At 63.2% G+C, this 17,971-nt stretch carries 19 protein-coding genes; 13 read left to right on the plus strand and 6 right to left on the minus strand.

Translation table 11 applies throughout. From position 1 onward, the window contains the following. Positions 1–34: 34 nt before the first annotated feature. Positions 35–460, minus strand: a complete 426-nt coding sequence (locus tag ACVZUB_RS12785; RefSeq protein WP_003942732.1) for a pyridoxamine 5'-phosphate oxidase family protein — start codon at positions 458–460, stop codon at positions 35–37. Between the two features lie 159 nt (positions 461–619). On the opposite strand from ACVZUB_RS12785, the gene ACVZUB_RS12790 reads away from it, so the two are divergent. Continuing rightward, complete coding sequence (locus tag ACVZUB_RS12790) at positions 620–1,915, plus strand: MFS transporter (RefSeq protein WP_063316737.1); 1,296 nt, start codon at positions 620–622, stop codon at positions 1,913–1,915. 91 nt (positions 1,916–2,006) lie between these two features. Beyond that, positions 2,007–2,963 carry a DMT family transporter gene (locus ACVZUB_RS12795; protein WP_007735024.1) on the plus strand — a complete coding sequence of 319 codons (957 nt, stop codon included), beginning with the start codon at positions 2,007–2,009 and terminating at the stop codon, positions 2,961–2,963. Here the strand turns inward: ACVZUB_RS12795 and ACVZUB_RS12800 are convergent. From ACVZUB_RS12800 to ACVZUB_RS12810, 3 genes are all read right to left on the minus strand, one after another. Further along, positions 2,925–3,758, minus strand: coding sequence for an SDR family NAD(P)-dependent oxidoreductase (locus ACVZUB_RS12800; protein ID WP_003942723.1), 834 nt, complete (start codon positions 3,756–3,758; stop codon positions 2,925–2,927). The two genes, ACVZUB_RS12795 and ACVZUB_RS12800, sit on opposite strands and share 39 nt — an antisense overlap. After that, positions 3,755–4,252, minus strand: coding sequence for a nuclear transport factor 2 family protein (locus tag ACVZUB_RS12805; RefSeq protein WP_007735030.1), 498 nt, complete (start codon positions 4,250–4,252; stop codon positions 3,755–3,757). The genes ACVZUB_RS12800 and ACVZUB_RS12805 overlap by 4 nt, the downstream gene beginning before the upstream one ends. A gap of 93 nt (positions 4,253–4,345) precedes the next feature. Then, positions 4,346–4,981 carry a TetR/AcrR family transcriptional regulator gene (locus ACVZUB_RS12810; RefSeq protein ID WP_003942694.1) on the minus strand — a complete coding sequence of 212 codons (636 nt, stop codon included), beginning with the start codon at positions 4,979–4,981 and terminating at the stop codon, positions 4,346–4,348. Positions 4,982–5,064: 83 nt separating this feature from the next. On the opposite strand from ACVZUB_RS12810, the gene ACVZUB_RS12815 reads away from it, so the two are divergent. Next, positions 5,065–6,489 (plus strand): MFS transporter, encoded by a 1,425-nt coding sequence (locus ACVZUB_RS12815; protein ID WP_391591004.1) that lies wholly within the window; start codon positions 5,065–5,067, stop codon positions 6,487–6,489. A gap of 53 nt (positions 6,490–6,542) precedes the next feature. Here ACVZUB_RS12815 and ACVZUB_RS12820 read toward each other — a convergent pair whose 3' ends face one another. Next, the gene (locus ACVZUB_RS12820; protein ID WP_058226297.1) at positions 6,543–6,998 is read right to left on the minus strand and encodes a ferritin-like domain-containing protein; all 456 of its coding nucleotides are present in this window, start codon (positions 6,996–6,998) and stop codon (positions 6,543–6,545) included. Continuing rightward, positions 6,995–7,444: a hypothetical protein gene (locus tag ACVZUB_RS12825; protein WP_234551405.1), complete on the minus strand. Its 450-nt coding sequence runs from the start codon at positions 7,442–7,444 to the stop codon at positions 6,995–6,997. The genes ACVZUB_RS12820 and ACVZUB_RS12825 overlap by 4 nt, the downstream gene beginning before the upstream one ends. 271 nt (positions 7,445–7,715) lie before the next feature. Here ACVZUB_RS12825 and rimP point away from each other — a divergent pair, with 271 nt between their 5' ends. The 10 genes from rimP (at position 7,716) to ACVZUB_RS12875 (ending at position 17,963) form a co-directional block, all read left to right on the plus strand. Next, on the plus strand, positions 7,716–8,336 hold the full coding sequence (gene rimP, locus ACVZUB_RS12830; RefSeq protein ID WP_003942795.1) for a ribosome maturation factor RimP: 621 nt from the start codon (positions 7,716–7,718) through the stop codon (positions 8,334–8,336). Further along, positions 8,333–9,364 (plus strand): transcription termination factor NusA, encoded by a 1,032-nt coding sequence (gene nusA, locus ACVZUB_RS12835; protein ID WP_003942738.1) that lies wholly within the window; start codon positions 8,333–8,335, stop codon positions 9,362–9,364. The genes rimP and nusA overlap by 4 nt, the downstream gene beginning before the upstream one ends. A 44-nt stretch (positions 9,365–9,408) precedes the next feature. Next, positions 9,409–9,759, plus strand: coding sequence for a YlxR family protein (locus ACVZUB_RS12840; protein WP_019748063.1), 351 nt, complete (start codon positions 9,409–9,411; stop codon positions 9,757–9,759). 108 nt (positions 9,760–9,867) lie between these two features. Beyond that, positions 9,868–12,813 (plus strand): translation initiation factor IF-2, encoded by a 2,946-nt coding sequence (gene infB / locus ACVZUB_RS12845; RefSeq protein WP_482628456.1) that lies wholly within the window; start codon positions 9,868–9,870, stop codon positions 12,811–12,813. A gap of 113 nt (positions 12,814–12,926) precedes the next feature. Continuing rightward, positions 12,927–13,217: a DUF503 domain-containing protein gene (locus tag ACVZUB_RS12850; protein ID WP_003942205.1), complete on the plus strand. Its 291-nt coding sequence runs from the start codon at positions 12,927–12,929 to the stop codon at positions 13,215–13,217. Positions 13,218–13,483: 266 nt separating this feature from the next. Next, positions 13,484–13,963, plus strand: a complete 480-nt coding sequence (gene rbfA / locus ACVZUB_RS12855) for a 30S ribosome-binding factor RbfA (RefSeq protein WP_003942248.1) — start codon at positions 13,484–13,486, stop codon at positions 13,961–13,963. Positions 13,964–13,975: 12 nt separating this feature from the next. After that, positions 13,976–14,968, plus strand: coding sequence for a DHH family phosphoesterase (locus ACVZUB_RS12860; protein ID WP_063316554.1), 993 nt, complete (start codon positions 13,976–13,978; stop codon positions 14,966–14,968). Positions 14,969–14,978: 10 nt separating this feature from the next. Continuing rightward, positions 14,979–16,382 (plus strand): MATE family efflux transporter, encoded by a 1,404-nt coding sequence (locus ACVZUB_RS12865; protein WP_063316735.1) that lies wholly within the window; start codon positions 14,979–14,981, stop codon positions 16,380–16,382. Beyond that, the gene (locus ACVZUB_RS12870; protein WP_058226293.1) at positions 16,367–17,290 is read left to right on the plus strand and encodes a metallophosphoesterase family protein; all 924 of its coding nucleotides are present in this window, start codon (positions 16,367–16,369) and stop codon (positions 17,288–17,290) included. Before ACVZUB_RS12865 ends, ACVZUB_RS12870 begins: the two co-directional genes overlap by 16 nt. 13 nt (positions 17,291–17,303) lie before the next feature. After that, a complete protein-coding gene (locus tag ACVZUB_RS12875) occupies positions 17,304–17,963 on the plus strand; it encodes a 4'-phosphopantetheinyl transferase family protein (protein WP_063316553.1) in 660 nt (219 codons plus the stop codon). Positions 17,964–17,971: the final 8 nt, after the last annotated feature.

Here is a 17,971-nt window from a genome sequence, read left to right on the forward strand (position 1 = left end):
CCGGCGCGCCGAGCCTTCGCTTTTCTGAGAATTGTCAGATCGCCCCGAGATCGGCAGACAGCCAGTGCTGCGGATTCATGTAGATCGCTACCTGTTCGCCCAACTGCGATCGCGCGAATTCGAGATACCCGTCGACCTTGTCCGGGGCCAGGTAACGCCGCGAGACTTCGACCAGCATCTCGTCGGTGCCCGGAACGATCTTGTCGACGGATCCGCTGACGCTGACGTAACGGATTGTCGGATCGAGCCTTTCGGCCATCAACGAGAAATGCCCGGCCGACTCGATGAGTCGTGCCTTTCGCGAATCCTTGCCCGTGAGGATCCATGGTTTGCCACCGGGTGAGTACAGGTACCAGATCGGGACGGTCAACGGACCGCGCTCGGTGCCGTCCGCCACGGACAGCGCCCCGATGTGGGGTTCGGCCAGGAACTGTTCACGCTCATTTTCGGAGAGTGCCATTCCTCGAGATTACCGCGACGTTTGACATGGCGTTGTGACTCCGTACACAATCGATGTGCTCATTATGAACAGGCGTTCGCAATGCGAACACGTTTCGATCCGAACTACTGGATCCCAACCGGTCGCGAACGCCCACAAGCAGTGAATGTCGAGGATCCGATGACCGCACCGCATACGCAGTCGAGTTCAATCACCGGTTCGCCTGGGGCGCGTGCCGCAATGTGGGTAGCACCGTTGTGTTGGATCGCTGTGCTTCTGGACGGATTCGACCTGGTCGTACTCGGCGCGGTCATTCCTTCGCTTCTCGACTACGACGCGTGGGGTTTGAGTACCGGCACGATTACGATGATCTCGACCTTCGGGCTCATCGGCATGACCATCGGCGCCCTCGTCATCGGCACTCTCACTGACGTCATCGGTCGACGCCGCGCGCTGCTGTACGCCGTTGCCGCATTCTCGATTCTGACTCTGTTGTGCGCAATTGCGCCCAATCCGTTCATCTTCGGGCTGCTGCGCTTCCTTGCCGGTGTGGGGCTGGGTGGCGCCCTACCGACGGCATTGGCTCTGGTCAACGAATTCTCGAAGAAACAAGGCGGTGGATCTGCGTCGACCATGCTGATGACCGGCTACCACGTCGGCGCCGTTGCCACCGCAGCGCTGGCGCTCGTCGTGATCGAACCTTTCGGTTGGCGAGCGATGTTCGTTGTGGGCGCACTTCCTGCCGTCGCCCTGATTCCACTCATGTTGCGGTATCTGCCGGAATCCCCGTCGTACCTTCTCGCTCACGGAAAGCGTGCCGAAGCCGAGGAAATCGCTGCCCGTTACGGAGTCGAACTCGAGATTGCGCCCACGTCCGAAGTTGAGCGCGCCGAAGCCGCCAATCCCGTTCGCGCACTGTTCTCTTCGAAGTTCTTGCGCAACAGCATCGCCATCTGGATCACCAGTTTCATGGGCTTGCTGCTCGTCTACGGATTGAACACATGGCTTCCGACGATCATGCGTGAGGCCGGTTACAACCTCGGGGCGTCGTTGACGTTCCTTCTGATCCTCAATGCCGGCGCCGTCGTCGGGCTGTTGATCGCCGGGGGCGTCGCGAACAAGATCGGCCCGCGGACTGCAGCCATCGTGTGGTTCGCCGGAGCTGCACTGTTCCTGGCGCTTCTGAGTGTGAAGGTGTCGTTCGGAATCTACGTGATGGTCTTCCTCGCCGGATGCTTCGTATTCAGCGCGCAGGTACTGGTCTACGCCTTCACGAGCGCCAATCACCCACCTCAGATTCGCGCGACCGCGCTCGGATGGTCGGCAGGTGTCGGCCGGGTCGGTGCGATCTGTGGCCCAATCCTGGGCGGAGTCCTCCTGGGTGCGGGTTACGCCGTGCCGTGGGGCTTCTACGCTTTCGCGCTCGTCGGACTGCTCGGAGCAATTTCTATCTCCTGCACACGGGTGCGCACCTGAAGTACCAGTTTCGCTAGTTGGCGTGCTACTGCTATCGTAAAACATGAGTATGAAGAGTAGCGCTATCGTCGCGCCGCAGGAACCGCTACCGATGCCATCGTCTCGATCCGGTTTGTGGTGGGGCTTGCTCGGTGTGCTGGCGTTCTCGTTCACCGTTCCGCTCACGAGGGTCGCCGTCGCGGATCTCGACCCCCTGTTCGTCGGTGCGGGCCGCGCCGTCGTTGCCGGGGCCCTTGCGATTGTGATGCTGTCGGTTACTCGCGCGACGCTTCCGACGCTTCGGCAGTGGTTGCGCATCGCACTCGTGACTGTTGGTGCGGTACTGGGGTTTTCACTGTTCACCACGTTTGCGTTGCAGACATCGCCGGCGAGTCACGCGGCAGTCGTGATCGGGCTACTTCCCGCTGCGACCGCGGTATTTGCGGTCGTCCGAGGAAAAGAGCGTCCCAGTAAGGGATTCTGGTGGGCAAGCGCCGCCGGCGCGGTATCGGTCGTAGGGTTCGTGGCGATTGCAAACGGCGGACTCGGCTCGTTTCATCTCGCTGATCTTCTTCTGTTCGCCGCGGTGGTGTGTGCAGCGCTGGCATATTCGGAAGGTGCGTTGCTGGCCCGCGAGATCGGGTCGTGGCAGACGATTGCCTGGGCATTGATTCTCGGACTGCCGGTCACGATTGCGTTGACGGTGGCGTCCATGGCCCAGGCTCCGGTCTCTGCCGATGTGAATTCGTGGCTTTCGTTTGCCTACCTGGGATGCGTGAGTATGTTTCTCGGGTTCTTTCCTTGGTACCGGGGTCTGGCGATCGGTCCCATTTCCACTGTGAGCCAAACACAGTTGGTTCAACCGGTGCTCAGCATTGCCTGGTCGGCGCTGATACTCGGTGAGACGTTGTCACCCTCGATCGTGGCCGGCGGTGTCGTCGTCATCGGGTGTGCCTGGCTTGCCCTGAAGGCGCGAGTGGCAGCGCCGCGTGCTGTGCCGGCACGCGACGCGACCACTGCTACTGATGAATCAGAAAAGCGGGCCGCCACCGAAGGCACTGCGGTGTGACGCCGGTTGTTTCCCGTTGGCGTCGGTGATTCCGTACTCGACGGCCGTCTCGGCGGTGATCAGTGTGTGACCGCTGCGCGCGTTCACTTCTGGATCGTTGGCCAATGCAGTGATGACTTGGCCGACGAATTCCGGGGTTTCGGCCTCGGCCAGGGAGAAGCCTTCGAAGCTCTCGATCCCACTCGCCTCCATGCGTTCGTTGCGGATCAACCCGAGCCAGAAGGAAAGTGCGGTGACGCCGGTCCCCTTCAATTCGACAGCCATGTCCGCGGCCATCTTGTCCAAACCTGCCTTCGACATCCCGTACAGGACAGAGTGCAGGTACCCGCGGGTGCCGAACGACGAGATGTTGCCGATCACTCCACTGCCCCGGGGAACCATCAACTTCGCCGCTTCCACTGAAGCAACGTAGTGGGCGCGCAGTCCGATTCCGATCAGCGAATCCCAATCGTCGATCGGCCTCTTCCAGAACGGATCGGCGAAGCCGGCATAGCCCGCCGGGTTGGCCCAGACGTTGTTGACCAGAAGATCGAGGCGGCCTGACTGTTCCTCGGCGATGCGTGCAAACAGGTCGACGATCTGTTGATCGTCGGCGTGATCGCACTGCACGGCAATGCCGTGACCACCGCGCTCGGTGATCTCGGCTGCGGTGCGATCGAGTGGGCCGTCGTCGCCGACGGTTCCTCGGGCCGTCACGTACACCGTCCACCCGTCGCTTCCCAGAGCGAGGGCAATGCCCTTGCCGACGCTCCGGCTGGCACCGGTTACGAGCGCAACTTTTCCGTTCGTCGTCATCGCGGCCCACCCAACGAACCCTCGGCGATGTCAGCGTCCGGGGACAGGGGAGTGGTGATCGACCACGTCTCCGTGAAATGGCATTGACTCATTTTCCACATACCGTCCTCGATCACGTACTTGTCGTCGTATTCGCCGGTCATCAACTTCTCGGTGCGCCCGACGGTGTCGATCTGGCGGAACTGCAGAGCCCATCGCCCCACCGCCGACGTCTCCGAGGTCAGTGTGATGTCGGGATGCAATCCGTGATGCATGTCGAGGACCGCGTACCGGCCGTCGACCTTGCGAAGAGCGATCTTCTCGAAGATGTCCGCCATCGGCCCCGCGTCGTCGAAGGCGCCGAGGCGGCCGTAGTCGATCGACGCTCCGGAACGGATGAAGCTGTTGCGGAACCCAACTGGATCCTTGGCATCACATGCTCGCCAGTAGCCGTGCTTGAGCTTCTTGATTTCCTCGATCTGTTCGAGCGCGTCGAGGCGTTGTGCGAGATCCAACGTCGGTCCTTTTCGTCTGGGTTTCCCGGAGACATGTCGGATCGACTGTAGGGTGTCCTCAGTCACATGTGTGTAGTTTTTCCCAGTGACCGGTCAGGAATCGGTGTCGGTTTCGCTCGAGGATTCGTCGCCGGTGAGCGTGATCGCAGTCGAGTCGCTGAAGACGCTGCCCCAGAGCTCGCCGAGGGCTGGATCTTCTTCGGCGTGTTCGGGCGCCATCATTGCGAGCAGATTGTTGATCAGCATCCCGTTCGCGATGAACAAACGCGCTTGCTCGGGTGTGCAACCGGTGCGCTCGCGCAGCAAGGTGTAGATGCCGGACATGGCGTTCCGGGAGACGGCGGCGACATCATCGGTGCTGGTGGCGAAGCCGTGCAACATGACAAGCAGTAGATCTCGGTCGAGAACCAGCTCGCCGTAGGCGGATCCGAGTTCGGCCCAGAACTGCGGATTGCTCGGATCGATCGTGACCGTATCCAATTTGTCGTTGAAGGTGCGGACGATTTCGTCGAGCGCGCGCGTGAACACTGCGTGGAACAAATCTGCCTTGGTTCCGAACATGCGCACGACGTAGGGCTGCGAGACACCGGCTTCCTTGGCGACGGCGTCCGTACTGGTCCCCGAGTATCCACCCTTTGCGAATGCTCGCGTTGCCGCGGCAAGGACCAACGCGCGACGTTCCGGTGCGCTCATCCTGCGGGTACGTGGTTCAGCTGCACCGATCGACATGTTGACACGTTATCACCGGATAGCTTAGTTTCGACCTAAGTAATCATTCGATGCCTTAAGGCACCTTCACTCGAGGAATCACGATGACCGTATTGACGAAGTCCGGATCGGACGCCGCATCCGGGTCGGAAAGCAGTGGAGGACGTAAGGTTCCGATCGCGATAGCGATGGTTGCTGCCTCTCTGCCCATGTTCATGGCCACCCTCGACAACCTCGTGATGACGAGCGCGCTGCCGGTGATCGAGAAGGAGCTGAATGCGTCCGTCGGGCAACTTCAGTGGTTCATGAATGCGTACACGCTCTGCTTTGCGACGCTGATGCTTTCGGCGACGACGCTCGGCGATCGGTGGGGGCGCCGCAAGATGTTCGTGTTCGGGATCGGGCTGTTCACGGCGGCGTCGATTGCTTCGGCGTTGTCGACGACACCAAGCCTGCTCATCGCGGCCCGAGCCTTTCAGGGCGCCGGCGCTGCCGCGATCATGCCGCTCTCACTCACTCTCCTCGTGGCAGCGGTACCGGAAGCCAAGCGTGCCATGGCAATCGGCGTGTGGGGTGGCGTCTCCGGCCTGGGGATCGCGATGGGTCCGGTGGTCGGTGGAGCGGTAGTCGACGGGTTCTCGTGGCAGGGGATCTTCTGGATCAACGTGCCGGTTGCGATCGTCGCTGTTCCTCTCGCGATGTATGCGTTGCGTGAATCGACCGGTCGCACACAACCTCTCGACCTTCCCGGTGTCGCACTCGCCGGACTCGGTGTGTTCCTGGCGGTGTGGGGGATCGTTCACGGCAACGACGACGGCTGGGGATCGCTTGGAGTAGTTGCGTCGTTGGTCGGTTCCGCAGTCGCGTTGGCACTGTTCGTTTTTCGCGAGATGAAGACCTCGCATCCGGTCATGCCCCTACGTCTGTTCCGCTCACGCAGCTTCTCGATGGCGAACGTCATCGGCTTGACCTTCTCGATCGGAATCTTCGGGGCGGTGTTCCTGCTCTCGCAGTACCTCCAGATCGTGATGGGCTACAGCCCGTTCCAAGCAGGCCTGCGGACGCTTCCGTGGACGGCAGCGCCGATGATCTTCGCGCCTCTCGCCGGTTTTCTGGCGCCGAAGGTCGGGCTCCGTTCGCTTCTGCTGACCGGTCTGTTGCTCCAGGCCGGAGCATTGTTCTGGTTGGCAGCGTTGATCGGTCCCGACGTTACGTACGGGTCGCTGGTTCCGGCTCTACTGATGGCGGGAATCGGCATGGGCCTGACCTTCGCGCCGAGTTCGACGGCGGTACTCGTCGACATGGACGAGCCTGATCACGGAACGGCCAGTTCGACCAACGCGACGCTTCGTGAGATCGGTGTTGCACTGGGAATCGCGGTTCTCACTGCAGTCTTCCTTGCCGCCGGCGGTGCCCTCACGCCACTCGGGTACGGAGATGCGCTGACACCTGCACTGCGCGTCGGCGGTTGCTTCGTGTTGGTGGCCGTGGTCGCGGCGTGGTTCGTGCCCTCGCATCGCAAGGCCTGAGCACTGCTGTGCGCCTTTATTAACCGCCGGGGGTTAATAAAGGCGCACAGCAGTTACGAAGCCGGGTCCCCCGGGAACGCTGAAGTGGCCGGAGCGGTTCCCAGCGCGGACCGCCATCCGGCGCCGCGGATTGCCGCATCGGTCAGGCCGTCGATTCCGAATGTGCGGAGTTGGTCGGTATCGACCTGTTCGACGAATGCCCTGTAGGTCACGGCGGTGTCGGATTCGATCTGTGCTGCCAGTTGTGCCGCGGTAACGGCGTCCGTCACCGGAAACGGGATCTCGTACGCTGCCGCGGCTGTCGGCGGGGTCACGCCCGCGTCGGTCGACAGGGCAACCAGCGCATCACGTCGTGCGCGGTGCGCTGCTGTGTGCGTGGCAACCTCGTTGACACGGGCAGGATTCGAAAACGCGGCAACCACTCCGTAAGCGAAGATCGCGGCATTCTCTGATTCGATTGCGGTCAGCAAGGCAGAACTCTCGGATCGACGGGTGTGCGAAATGATCACGGAAGCAACACCGCAACCTGAGTCGAGCACGACGCGCTGATCGAACCGAGCAGGCCCGCGCGATAGCCGGACATCGTCCGAGCGAGATCTGCGGCACTGCGCGCCGAATCGGCCAGCGAGGTACTCAAGGTTTCGACGCCTGTAGGAGCGTTTGCGACCGAGGTCGATTGGGGCGCTGTGGTCGTAGCGGCGCCGCTGCCCGCTGCTCGCGCAATCTCGGCGTCGAGTTCGATTGCATGCGCTGTGCGTTCGGCGCTGATCGTGGTCAGTGATGCCGACTTGTCCGGTGCGAGTGCGATGGCGGCGGTTGCGGCTGCCGCGTCGGAGCGGGCTCGATCGGCCTGGGCCGTCAGCTGGTCGACTTCTGCAGCCGCCTCCGCTGTGCCGTTGTCGGTGCAGGCGGACAACGAGAAGGCAGCAGCGCCCAACGCTGCTGTTCCCGTCATCTTGAGCGCACTCCGCCGGGAGAGTGGGGTAGTAGTCATGGGCGTCAGCACCAGTCCATCGTGCCAGGTGGTCGGCCGATCGTTCGAATCCGCGGCACGTGTTCAAGTGTGACGTGCGTCGGGCACTCTGGTCACGGAGACGCGCAATGAGCGGTACTCTTGGATGCTTGCAGCATGTGGCACCTGGTGTCTTTTCATGCTCGCAGCCGCCCACGTCGACAGTCGACACAAGTCGGACAATCGACGACAACTGAAATGAGGAGTTCGCGAGATGCCGGTGCCATCCAGGGAGAGGGTGATCGAGCTGATCTCCGAACTCGTGCACGCCCAGGGTTATGACGTCGAAGACGTTGTCGTGACCAGTGCGGGCAAGCACAGCGCGGTGCGCATCATGGTCGACAGCGATGCCGGGATCGAGCTCGATGCCGCCGCGGAGATCAGCAGACTCGTTTCGGAACTTTTCGACACCCTCGAGGAAATCGGTGAAACGCCGTACACCCTCGAGGTGACCTCTCCGGGAATCGATCGCCCACTGACGCTCGATCGTCACTGGCGTCGGGCTCGCGGACGTAAAGCGCGAATCGATCTGGCCGGCGAGACCGTGGTGGGCCGTATCGGAACGTTGAACGACGATTCCGTGGCAGTTGTCATCGGTGGCCGTGGCGGACTGACCGTGCGCGAGATTGCACTGGGCGACGTTCAGAAGGCTGTAGTTCAGGTGGAGTTCTCGAAGCCCAGTGAGGCGGAGTTGGAACTCGCGGGCGGCATCCCGGAGGGGCGCGCAGTTCCCTCCGATGCGGTTGACCTCACCGAGGACTCGGGCGTGGACAGTGTCGAAGACGACGAAGCAGAATTAGAAGACGTAGAAAACGAAGAAGGGTTCGACAAGTGAATATCGACATTGCAGCGTTGCGAGCGATCGAAGCGGAAAAAGGTGTCTCGATCGAAACTGTGATCGCCACGATCCAGACCGCGCTGCTGACGGCGTACCGCCACACCGAGGGGCACAAGCAGAACGCTCGGATCGATGTCAACATCAAGACCGGTTCGGTGCGAGTGATGGCGCACGACACCGATGCCGACGGCAACATGATCGGTGAGGAGTGGGACGACACTCCCGAGGGATTCGGACGCATCGCGGCCACCACCGCGCGCCAGGTCATCCTGCAGCGTCTGCGCGACGCCGAGCACGAGCGCAGTTTCGGTGAGTTCTCGACCCATGAGGGTGAAATCGTCGGCGGTGTCATTCAGCGTGACACGCGTGCGAATTCCCGCGGAATGGTCGTCGTCCGAATCGGCAGCGAATCCAATGGCGCCGAAGGATTGTTGCCGCCTGCAGAACAGGTTCCCGGCGAGAACTACGAGCACGGTGAGCGCATCAAGTGCTATGTCGTCGGGGTTGCTCGCGGAGCCCGCGGCCCACAGATCACCCTCTCGCGGACCCACCCGAACCTGGTTCGCAAGTTGTTCGCACTCGAGGTTCCAGAGATTGCGGACGGCAGCGTCGAGATCATCAACGTCGCGCGCGAAGCGGGGCATCGTTCCAAGATCGCCGTCGCCTCACGTGTGCAGGGGCTCAACGCAAAGGGTGCATGCATCGGCCCGATGGGTCAGCGCGTCCGCAACGTCATGAGCGAACTCGCGGGGGAGAAGATCGACATCATCGACTTCGACGAAGATCCCGCGACGTTTGTGGGCAACGCACTTTCCCCGTCGAAAGTGGTCTCCGTCACTGTCGTCGATCCCGAGGCTCGTGCGGCCCGTGTCATCGTGCCCGATTTCCAGCTTTCGTTGGCCATCGGAAAAGAGGGTCAAAATGCCCGCCTGGCTGCGCGGTTGACGGGTTGGCGTATCGACATTCGTAGCGATGCGGCACCCGTTGGCGACGCGTCCGACCGGCCCGCCACGTCCAACGGATAACGGTGGAATGCAGTGATCGAGACGGTTCGGCGGTAGAGTGGACAATGGTTCGACGTGAGTCCTCGGATTCGGCGCGCGTGAAACCCGGTTCGCCGGTAAGAACGTGTGTGGGATGCAGGGAACAAGGGTCGGCTGTCGATCTGTTGAGGGTCGTGGTTGGTGAGCAGGGGCCGGAGGGTTCCCCGCTCGTCCCCGACGTATCGCGAAGACTCCCCGGTCGAGGTGCATGGCTGCACCTGGATCCGAGTTGTCTGAGCCTGGCAGAGCGGCGCCGAGCATTCAGCAGAGCACTGCGAGTGTCCGGAAATCTGGACACGTCCGCTGTCGACCAGCTGGTCGACGCAGTTCACACAAAAGCAGTACCTCTCGAGAAGAACAGGCACAAGCACTCATGAGCACACCGTGAAGCACCAACGATGAACGTCCATCGGCGATAACCCGAGGTCGTGCGGGACCCACATCTGTGGGATGCCTCCTGCTCGACCTCATCAGTGAGGAGAGCAGTGGCAGGCAAGGCCCGCGTGCACGAGTTGGCTAAAGAACTCGGTGTCACCAGCAAGGAACTACTCGCAACGCTCAAGGAGCAAGGCGAGTTCGTGAAGTCTGCGTCATCCACAGTGGAGGCGCCCGTCGCCCGTCGTCTGCGGGAGTCATTCCCGTCGGCAGGCGGAGCAGAAACCAAGTCCGAGACCGGCGCAGCCGCTCCGGCGGCTCGCCCCGCGGCAAAGCCCGGCGCACCGTCGCCGTCGGCTGCAAAGCCTGGCGCACCGCGTCCCGGCCCCAAGCCGGCCGCACCCGCACCGGCTGCTCCCGCAGCTCCGGCCCCGGCAGCCCCCGCGGCTCCCGCAGCCGCTGCTCCGTCAGCGCCGTCAGCGCCGGTCCCCACCCCGACGTTCAACGCTCCGAAACCAGCACAGCCGGCACGTCCGGCTCCGGCTGCTCCCGCAGCGTCGGCACCGGCAGCCCCCGCGGCTCCGGCCGCACCGTCCACCGGCGCAAAGCCCGGCGGACCGCGTCCGGGACCGAAGGCACCTCGCGTCGGTAACAACCCGTACTCCTCGGCACCCGCCGAGCGTCCGGCACCTCGTCCGGCTCCCGGCGCACCGCGTCCGGGCGCAGGTCAGGGCGGTTCTCGTCCGGCTCCGGGTCAGGGCGGTCCCCGTCCGGCTCCCGGTCAGGGTGGACCTCGTCCGGCTCCGGGTCAGGGCGGTCCCCGTCCGGCTCCCGGCCAGGGTGGACCCCGTCCGCCTGCAGGTCAGGGCGGACCCCGTCCCAGCCCCGGCTCCATGCCTCCTCGCCCGAACCCGGGTGCAATGCCTGCTCGTTCCGCTCGTCCCGCGCCCGGTGGCGGCGGACGTCCGGGTCGTCCCGGTGGCGCTCCCGGTGGTCGTCCGGGTGGCGGCGGCGGTGGATACCGCGGCGGCGGCGCTCCCGGCGCCGGTGCTGGTGCAGGTGCTCCCGGTGGAGCAGCTCCGGCCGGTGGATTCCGCGGTCGTCCCGGCGGCGGTGGCCGTCCCGGTCAGCGCGGCGCAGCGGCAGGTGCATTCGGTCGTCCCGGCGGAGCAGTTCGCCGTGGACGTAAGTCGAAGCGGGCGAAGCGCGCCGAGTACGAAAGCATGCAGGCTCCCGCAGTCGGCGGCGTCAGGCTGCCACGCGGCAACGGCGAGACCATCCGTCTCGCTCGCGGCGCATCTCTGTCGGACTTCGCGGACAAGATCGACGCGAACCCCGCAGCACTCGTGCAGGCGTTGTTCAACCTCGGTGAGATGGTCACGGCAACTCAGTCGGTCAACGACGAGACGCTGGAGCTGCTCGGCGGCGAAATGAACTACGTCGTGCAGGTCGTCAGCCCGGAGGACGAGGATCGCGAGCTGCTCGACAGCTTCGACCTCACCTACGGCGAGGACGCCGGCGGAGAAGAGGACCTCGAGTCCCGTCCGCCTGTGGTCACCGTCATGGGCCACGTCGACCACGGTAAGACCCGTCTGCTCGACGTGATCCGTAAGGCGAATGTCCGTGAGGGCGAAGCCGGCGGCATCACGCAGCACATCGGTGCCTACCAGGTGCTGACCGAGCTCGAGGGCAACGAGCGTCTCGTGACGTTCATCGACACCCCGGGTCACGAGGCCTTCACGGCCATGCGTGCTCGTGGTGCCAAGGCCACCGACCTCGCGATCCTTGTTGTCGCAGCCGACGACGGCGTCATGCCGCAGACGGTGGAAGCGATCAACCACGCCCAGGCGGCCGACGTGCCGATCGTGGTCGCGGTGAACAAGATCGACAAGGAAGGCGCGAACCCGGACAAGATCAGGCAGCAGCTCACCGAGTACGGACTGGTGGCCGAGGAGTACGGCGGAGACACCATGTTCGTCGACATCTCGGCGAAGCAGGGTCTCAACATCGACGCACTGCTCGAAGCAGTGCTGTTGACGGCCGACGCTTCCCTGGATCTGCGCGCCAACCCGGACATGGACGCTCAGGGTGTTGCCATCGAGGCGCACCTCGACCGTGGCCGCGGCCCCGTCGCTACCGTGCTCATTCAGCGCGGAACGCTGCGGGTCGGCGACTCGATCGTTGCCGGCGATGCTTACGGCCGCGTCCGCCGCATGGTGGACGAGCACGGTCAGGACGTCCACGAGGCACTGCCTTCACGTCCGGTCCAGGTCATCGGCTTCACGTCGGTCCCCGGTGCAGGCGACAACCTGCTCGTGGTCGACGAGGACCGTATCGCTCGTCAGATCGCGGACCGTCGCAACGCACGTAAGCGCAACGCGCTTGCAGCGAAGAGTCGTAAGCGCATCAGCCTCGACGATCTCGATGCAGCTCTGAAGGAACATTCACAGCTGAACTTGATCCTCAAGGGTGACAACTCGGGAACCGTGGAGGCCCTCGAAGAGGCTCTCCTCGGAATTCCGATCGACGACGAGGTGCAGTTGCGCGTCATCGACCGCGGTGTCGGTGGCATCACGGAGACCAACGTCAACCTGGCTGCTGCGTCCAACGCGATCATCATCGGCTTCAACGTCCGCGCCGAAGGCAAGGCAACGGAGCTGGCGAACCGCGAGGGCGTCGACATTCGCTACTACTCGGTGATCTACCAGGCCATCGACGAGGTCGAGAAGGCACTCAAGGGTCTGCTCAAGCCGGTGTACGAAGAGGTCGAGCTGGGCAAGGCAGAGATCCGCGCCATGTTCCGTTCGTCCAAGATCGGCAACATTGCCGGTTGCTTGGTCACGTCGGGCAGCATCCGTCGCAACGCCAAGGCACGTCTCATCCGCGACAGCAAGGTCATTGCCGAGACGGTCACCATCTCCTCGCTCAAGCGGGAGAAGGAAGACGCTACCGAGGTTCGCGAAGGCTACGAATGTGGTTTGACCGTCACCTATTCCGATATCAAGATCGGTGACGTTCTCGAGTGCTACGAGCTTCGCGAGAAGCCGCGCGACTGATTATGTCGACACGGGCGTTGGGGCGGACGCACGTCAGTACTAGCTGACATGGACTCTCTCGGACTTGAACATACAAGTCCGAGAGAGTCCATTCGGCTCTGTATAGGGGGAAAATGTTTGTAGGGGCACTGGAGTTCGACATCCTTTTCGGCGATGTCCACTCACTCAAGGAAAAGCGTTCGATGCTGTCGCCGATCCTGACGGAACTCCGTCGATTCGGTGTGAGTGCAGCGGAGGCGGGGGAGCAGGGACGCCTGCGTCGTGCGCTCGTGGGCGTCGGTGTGGTCAGTTCGTCTGTCGATCACCTGCACGACGTTCTCGATCATTGTGAGCGGGCGGTCGCCGAGCGTCCGGAGATTCAGTTGCTGGCTGTGCGAAGGCGAATCTTCGGCCCGGAAGACTGAGCGTCATCGGGCGGTGTCGATGAGCCACGCTTCCAGACGGCGTACCGAATCGAGTTCGTCGGCAAGGGATTCGGTGGCTTCGGGACCAACTGTGGCGGTGTTTGTGCTCACGCTCGACGCATGCGACAACTGACCTCTACCGATGGTGATTTGGTTGCCGGGTAGCCGATGGACGAGACTGTTGTCGGTAATAATTCTTGTTAACCAGAACTTTGATCGATCGAGTCACCTCGATTCGAGTGGCCAGGTAGAGGAGACTGACAGTCATGGTAGATCCAGCCCGGGCACGCAAGTTGGCAAAGCGTATCGGAACCATCGTCGCGACGGCGATCGATCACGAGATCAAGGATCCGCGACTCGCATTCGTGACCATCACGGACACCAAGGTCACCAACGATCTGCACGACGCGACGGTGTACTACACAGTCATGGGCGAGAAGGTTGATTCCGCACCCGATGTGGAAGCCGCCGCCGCAGGTCTCGAGAAGGCCAAGGGTGTTCTGCGCTCGAAGGTCGGTGCCGGAACCGGAGTTCGCTTCACGCCGACTCTGACGTTTGTCGCCGATACCGTTCCCGACACCGCGCGTCATATGGAAGAACTGCTGGCCCGTGCCAAGGCCGCCGACGACGAGGTCGCCAAGGCGCGTGAGAATGCACAACCGGCCGGAGATGCAGATCCGTACAAGGAGCCGCGAGTGGCTTCGGACGAAGACGAGGCGTCGCCAGATGTTCGTGAAGCCGACTGACGCGCACCGAGAATGACGATCACCGCACTTTCGGACGTCGACCCCTGCGAGGCGAAGTTCGCTCAGGTGGCCGAGGTTCTCGAATCGGCACACACGGTGACAATTCTCTGCCATGTGCAGCCGGATGCGGACACGATCGGCAGCGGACTTGCGCTCGGTCTCGTTCTCGAGCGTCGGGGCATTTCGGTGCAGGTCGCGTTCAGTCGGCCGTCGGCGCTGCCCGAGTCGATGCGCGATTTCCCCGGTCTCCACTTGCTCGTGGCGCCCACTGATGTTCGGGAAAGTGTCGATGTACTGGTGACGGTGGATGTCGGCAGCGAGGGCCGTCTCGGTGAGTTGTCGAGTCGACTCGCCGGCGCGAATCGCACGATCGTCCTTGATCACCATCGCTCCAATTCCGAATTCGGAAGTATCAACGTCGTCGACGAAACCGCTGCTTCGACGACGGCGCTCATCGCACGATTCTTCGATGCGTGGGGAGTCGCGATCGATCGCGATATCGCGCACTGTCTCTATGCCGGACTGGTCACCGACACCGGCTCCTTCCGGTGGGGAGGTCCGCTTCCGCACGTGCTCGCGGCGCGTTTGCTGGCGACCGGCATCGACGGCGACGCGATTGCGCGAAAGCTGCTCGACACCCATCCGTTCGGGTGGTTGCCGATGCTGGCTTCGGTACTCGGGTCCGCGGTGCTGGTCCCGGAAGCCGCGGACGGCCGTGGGCTGGTGTACGCGGTGATCCGACGCAGTGACATCGGCGATCTTCGCTCCGAGGAGATCGAGAGCGTCGTCGATATCGTGCGGACTACTTCGGAAGCCGAAGTTGCCGCCGTACTCAAAGAGTCGGTTTCCGGAAGCTGGTCGATCTCGTTGCGTGCAAAGTCGGCGATCGACGTGTCGGCGGTCGCTGAAAGTCTTGGTGGCGGCGGGCACCGGCTGTCGGCCGGATATACGTCGACCACTTCCAGCGACGAGATTGTTGCCGCGCTCGTCGCGGCACTCGGCTGAATCCGCGGCATTGAGCGAATCTGACGCCACCTCGGCGGGATCTTCGGCAGCTGATTTCGACGTCACTGGGCGACGAATCTTTTCCCTGGCGTTTCCGGCACTCGGGGTGCTGGCAGCCGAACCCCTCTATCTGTTGTTCGACATCGCCGTGGTCGGCCGACTCGGGGCGCTTCCGCTGGCCGGATTGGCAGTCGGTGGTCTGATCCTGTCGTTGGTGAGTACGCAGCTGACCTTCTTGTCGTACGGCACCACGGCGCGCGCGGCACGGCTGCACGGAGCGGGGCGCGAGCGTGATGCGGTGGGCGAGGGTGTTCAGGCGACCTGGCTGGCGGCCGCGATCGGCCTGGCCTTGGTCGTGATCGTGCAGGTGATCGCCGGCCCGCTGACTTCGGCGGTGGCCGGGACTCCCGACATCGCCGCGGCTGCGGAAAGTTGGCTCCGGATAGCGGTGTTGGGTGTTCCGCTCATCCTGGTGGCCCTGGCCGGCAACGGCTGGATGCGCGGGGTTCAGAACACGGTGCGACCGCTGCGGTTCGTCCTTGTCGGCCTGGGTATTTCGGCGGTGTTGTGTCCGATTCTGGTGCACGGCTTGCTCGGTGCTCCGCGTCTGGAACTCGAAGGATCAGCTGTTGCGAATCTGGTGGGCCAGAGTGTTTCGGGTGTGCTGTTCGCCTGGGCGCTCTTTCGTGAACCGGTTTCGGCTCGACCACATTTTGCGATCATGCGGGCGCAGATGCTGATGGGCCGTGACCTGATTCTGCGCAGCCTCGCATTCCAAGCGTGTTTCGTTTCCGCGGCTGCAGTGGCGTCGAGGTTCGGTGCGGCTGTAGTCGGTGCGCACCAAGTCGTCCTCCAACTGTGGAACCTGGTTTCGCTCCTTCTCGATTCCTTGGCGATCGCAGCTCAGACGCTGATCGGAGCGGCGCTCGGCGGTGGATTCGCAGCCGCGGCGAAAAAGATGACCTGGCGGATCACCGCATGGTCGACGGTATTTGCCGTGGTGCTCGCGATCTTCTTCGCCGCCGGCCACTCCGTGATCCCCGGACTCTTCACGTCCGACGCCGAGGTGCTCGGTCAAATGTCGATCGCATGGTGGTTCTTCGTCGCGATCATGCCGGTGGCGGGAATCGTCTTCGCACTCGACGGTGTTCTACTCGGCGCCGGGGACGTGGTGTTTCTGCGCAACGCGACCATGCTGTGCGCAGTTCTCGGGTTTCTGCCCGCGATCTGGCTCTCTCTCGCCTACGACTGGGGGCTCGCCGGAATTTGGGCAGGGCTTACCGTGTTCGTAGTACTTCGGATGGTCGCGGTGTCGTGGCGAGCGTTTTCCGGCAAGTGGGCAGTGACAGGTCCGGCGACGGCGAAGCGCGGAAGTTCAACTGAGGAAGCAGAGGGATCGTGGCAGCAAAGCTGATGGCGGTGAGCGACATTCATGTCGGTCACAACGGCAACAAGCCGATGACGGAGGAACTGTTCCCGGATTCGCCTGACGACTGGCTCATTCTCGCCGGAGATGTTTCCGAGAAAACTGACGACATTCGGTGGGCGTTGAAGCTCCTTCGCAGCCGATTCGCAAAGGTCATCTGGATTCCGGGCAACCACGAACTGTGGACGACCGCCAAGGATCCGGTTCAGATTCACGGAGCGCCGCGCTACGAGTACCTGGTCAACATGTGCCGCGAACTCGACGTCATCACACCCGAGGACCCGTTCCCGGTGTGGGAGGGAGACGAGGGACCGGTCACGGTCGTCCCGATGTTTCTTCTCTACGACTACTCCTTCCTGCCGGAAGGTGCGCGAGACAAGGAACACGGGCTCGAGATCGCGCGTGACAAGAACGTCGTCGCCACCGACGAGTTCCTACTCTCACCGCAGCCGTATGCCACGCGCGACGCATGGTGCCGGGCGAGGATCGAGTACACCCAGGCGCGATTGGATGCGCTTCCCGAAGGCACAAGAACCGTTCTCGTGAACCATTTCCCGATGGTCCGGCAGCCGACGGACGTGCTCATGTATCCGGAGTTCGCACTGTGGTGCGGAACCACCGCTACCGCCGACTGGCACGTGAAGTACAACGCGGTGTGCTCGGTGTACGGGCACCTGCACATCCCTCGAACCACCTACTACGACGGCGTCCGCTTCGAGGAAGTCTCACTCGGATACCCGCGCGAGTGGCGTCGGCGTGGACTGCCGGAGAAGTTGTTGCGTCAGATTCTTCCCGTTCCGGAGTACCCGCCGGGAACGCTCAACAAGTGGGGTGGCCACTTCAAGGTCACGCCGGAGCAGGAAGCCGAAGTCGAGCGCATGCGCGCCGGACGCTGAGAGGTATCGCTACGTGATCGAACAGATTCTTCCCGGTGGAGTTGCGACGGCCGAGGCCTTCGTGGATCCGCCCGGTCTGGTTCCGCACCCCAGTGAGGAGGCGTTGATCGGCCGCGCGGTCGAGAAGCGTCGTCGTGAGTTCGTGACTACCCGGCACCTTGCGCGTCAGGCGATGGGCAAGCTCGGTGTTCCGTCTGCCGCTGTCATGCGCGGCGAGCGTGGTGCCCCACTCTGGCCGCAGGGAGTGGTCGGGAGCCTCGCCCATTGCGACGGCTACCGCGGCGCTGTCCTGGCGTACTCCATGCAGGTCCGCTCACTCGGTATCGACGCCGAACCGCACGGCCCGCTGCCGGACGGGGTATTGCCCGCGGTCAGCGTCGAGGCGGAACGAACGTGGTTGGACACTCAGGAAACCGGCGGTCCGGTGCACTGGGATCGAGTGCTCTTCTGCGCGAAGGAAGCCACGTACAAGGCGTGGTTTCCGCTCACCGGGCGCTGGTTGGGTTTCGAGGACGCCCACATCACGTTCGAGGCGGAGTCGGAAACGTCCGGCACTTTCAACTCGCGTCTGCTGGTCCCCGGCGAGGCGACGTCCGGTCCGCCGCTCACCTCTTTCGACGGCAGGTGGTTGGTGTCGGACGGGCTCATCCTGACGGCAATTTCGGTGCAGTGAGCGCGACT

Source organism: Rhodococcus sp. OS5, from assembly GCF_056837585.1.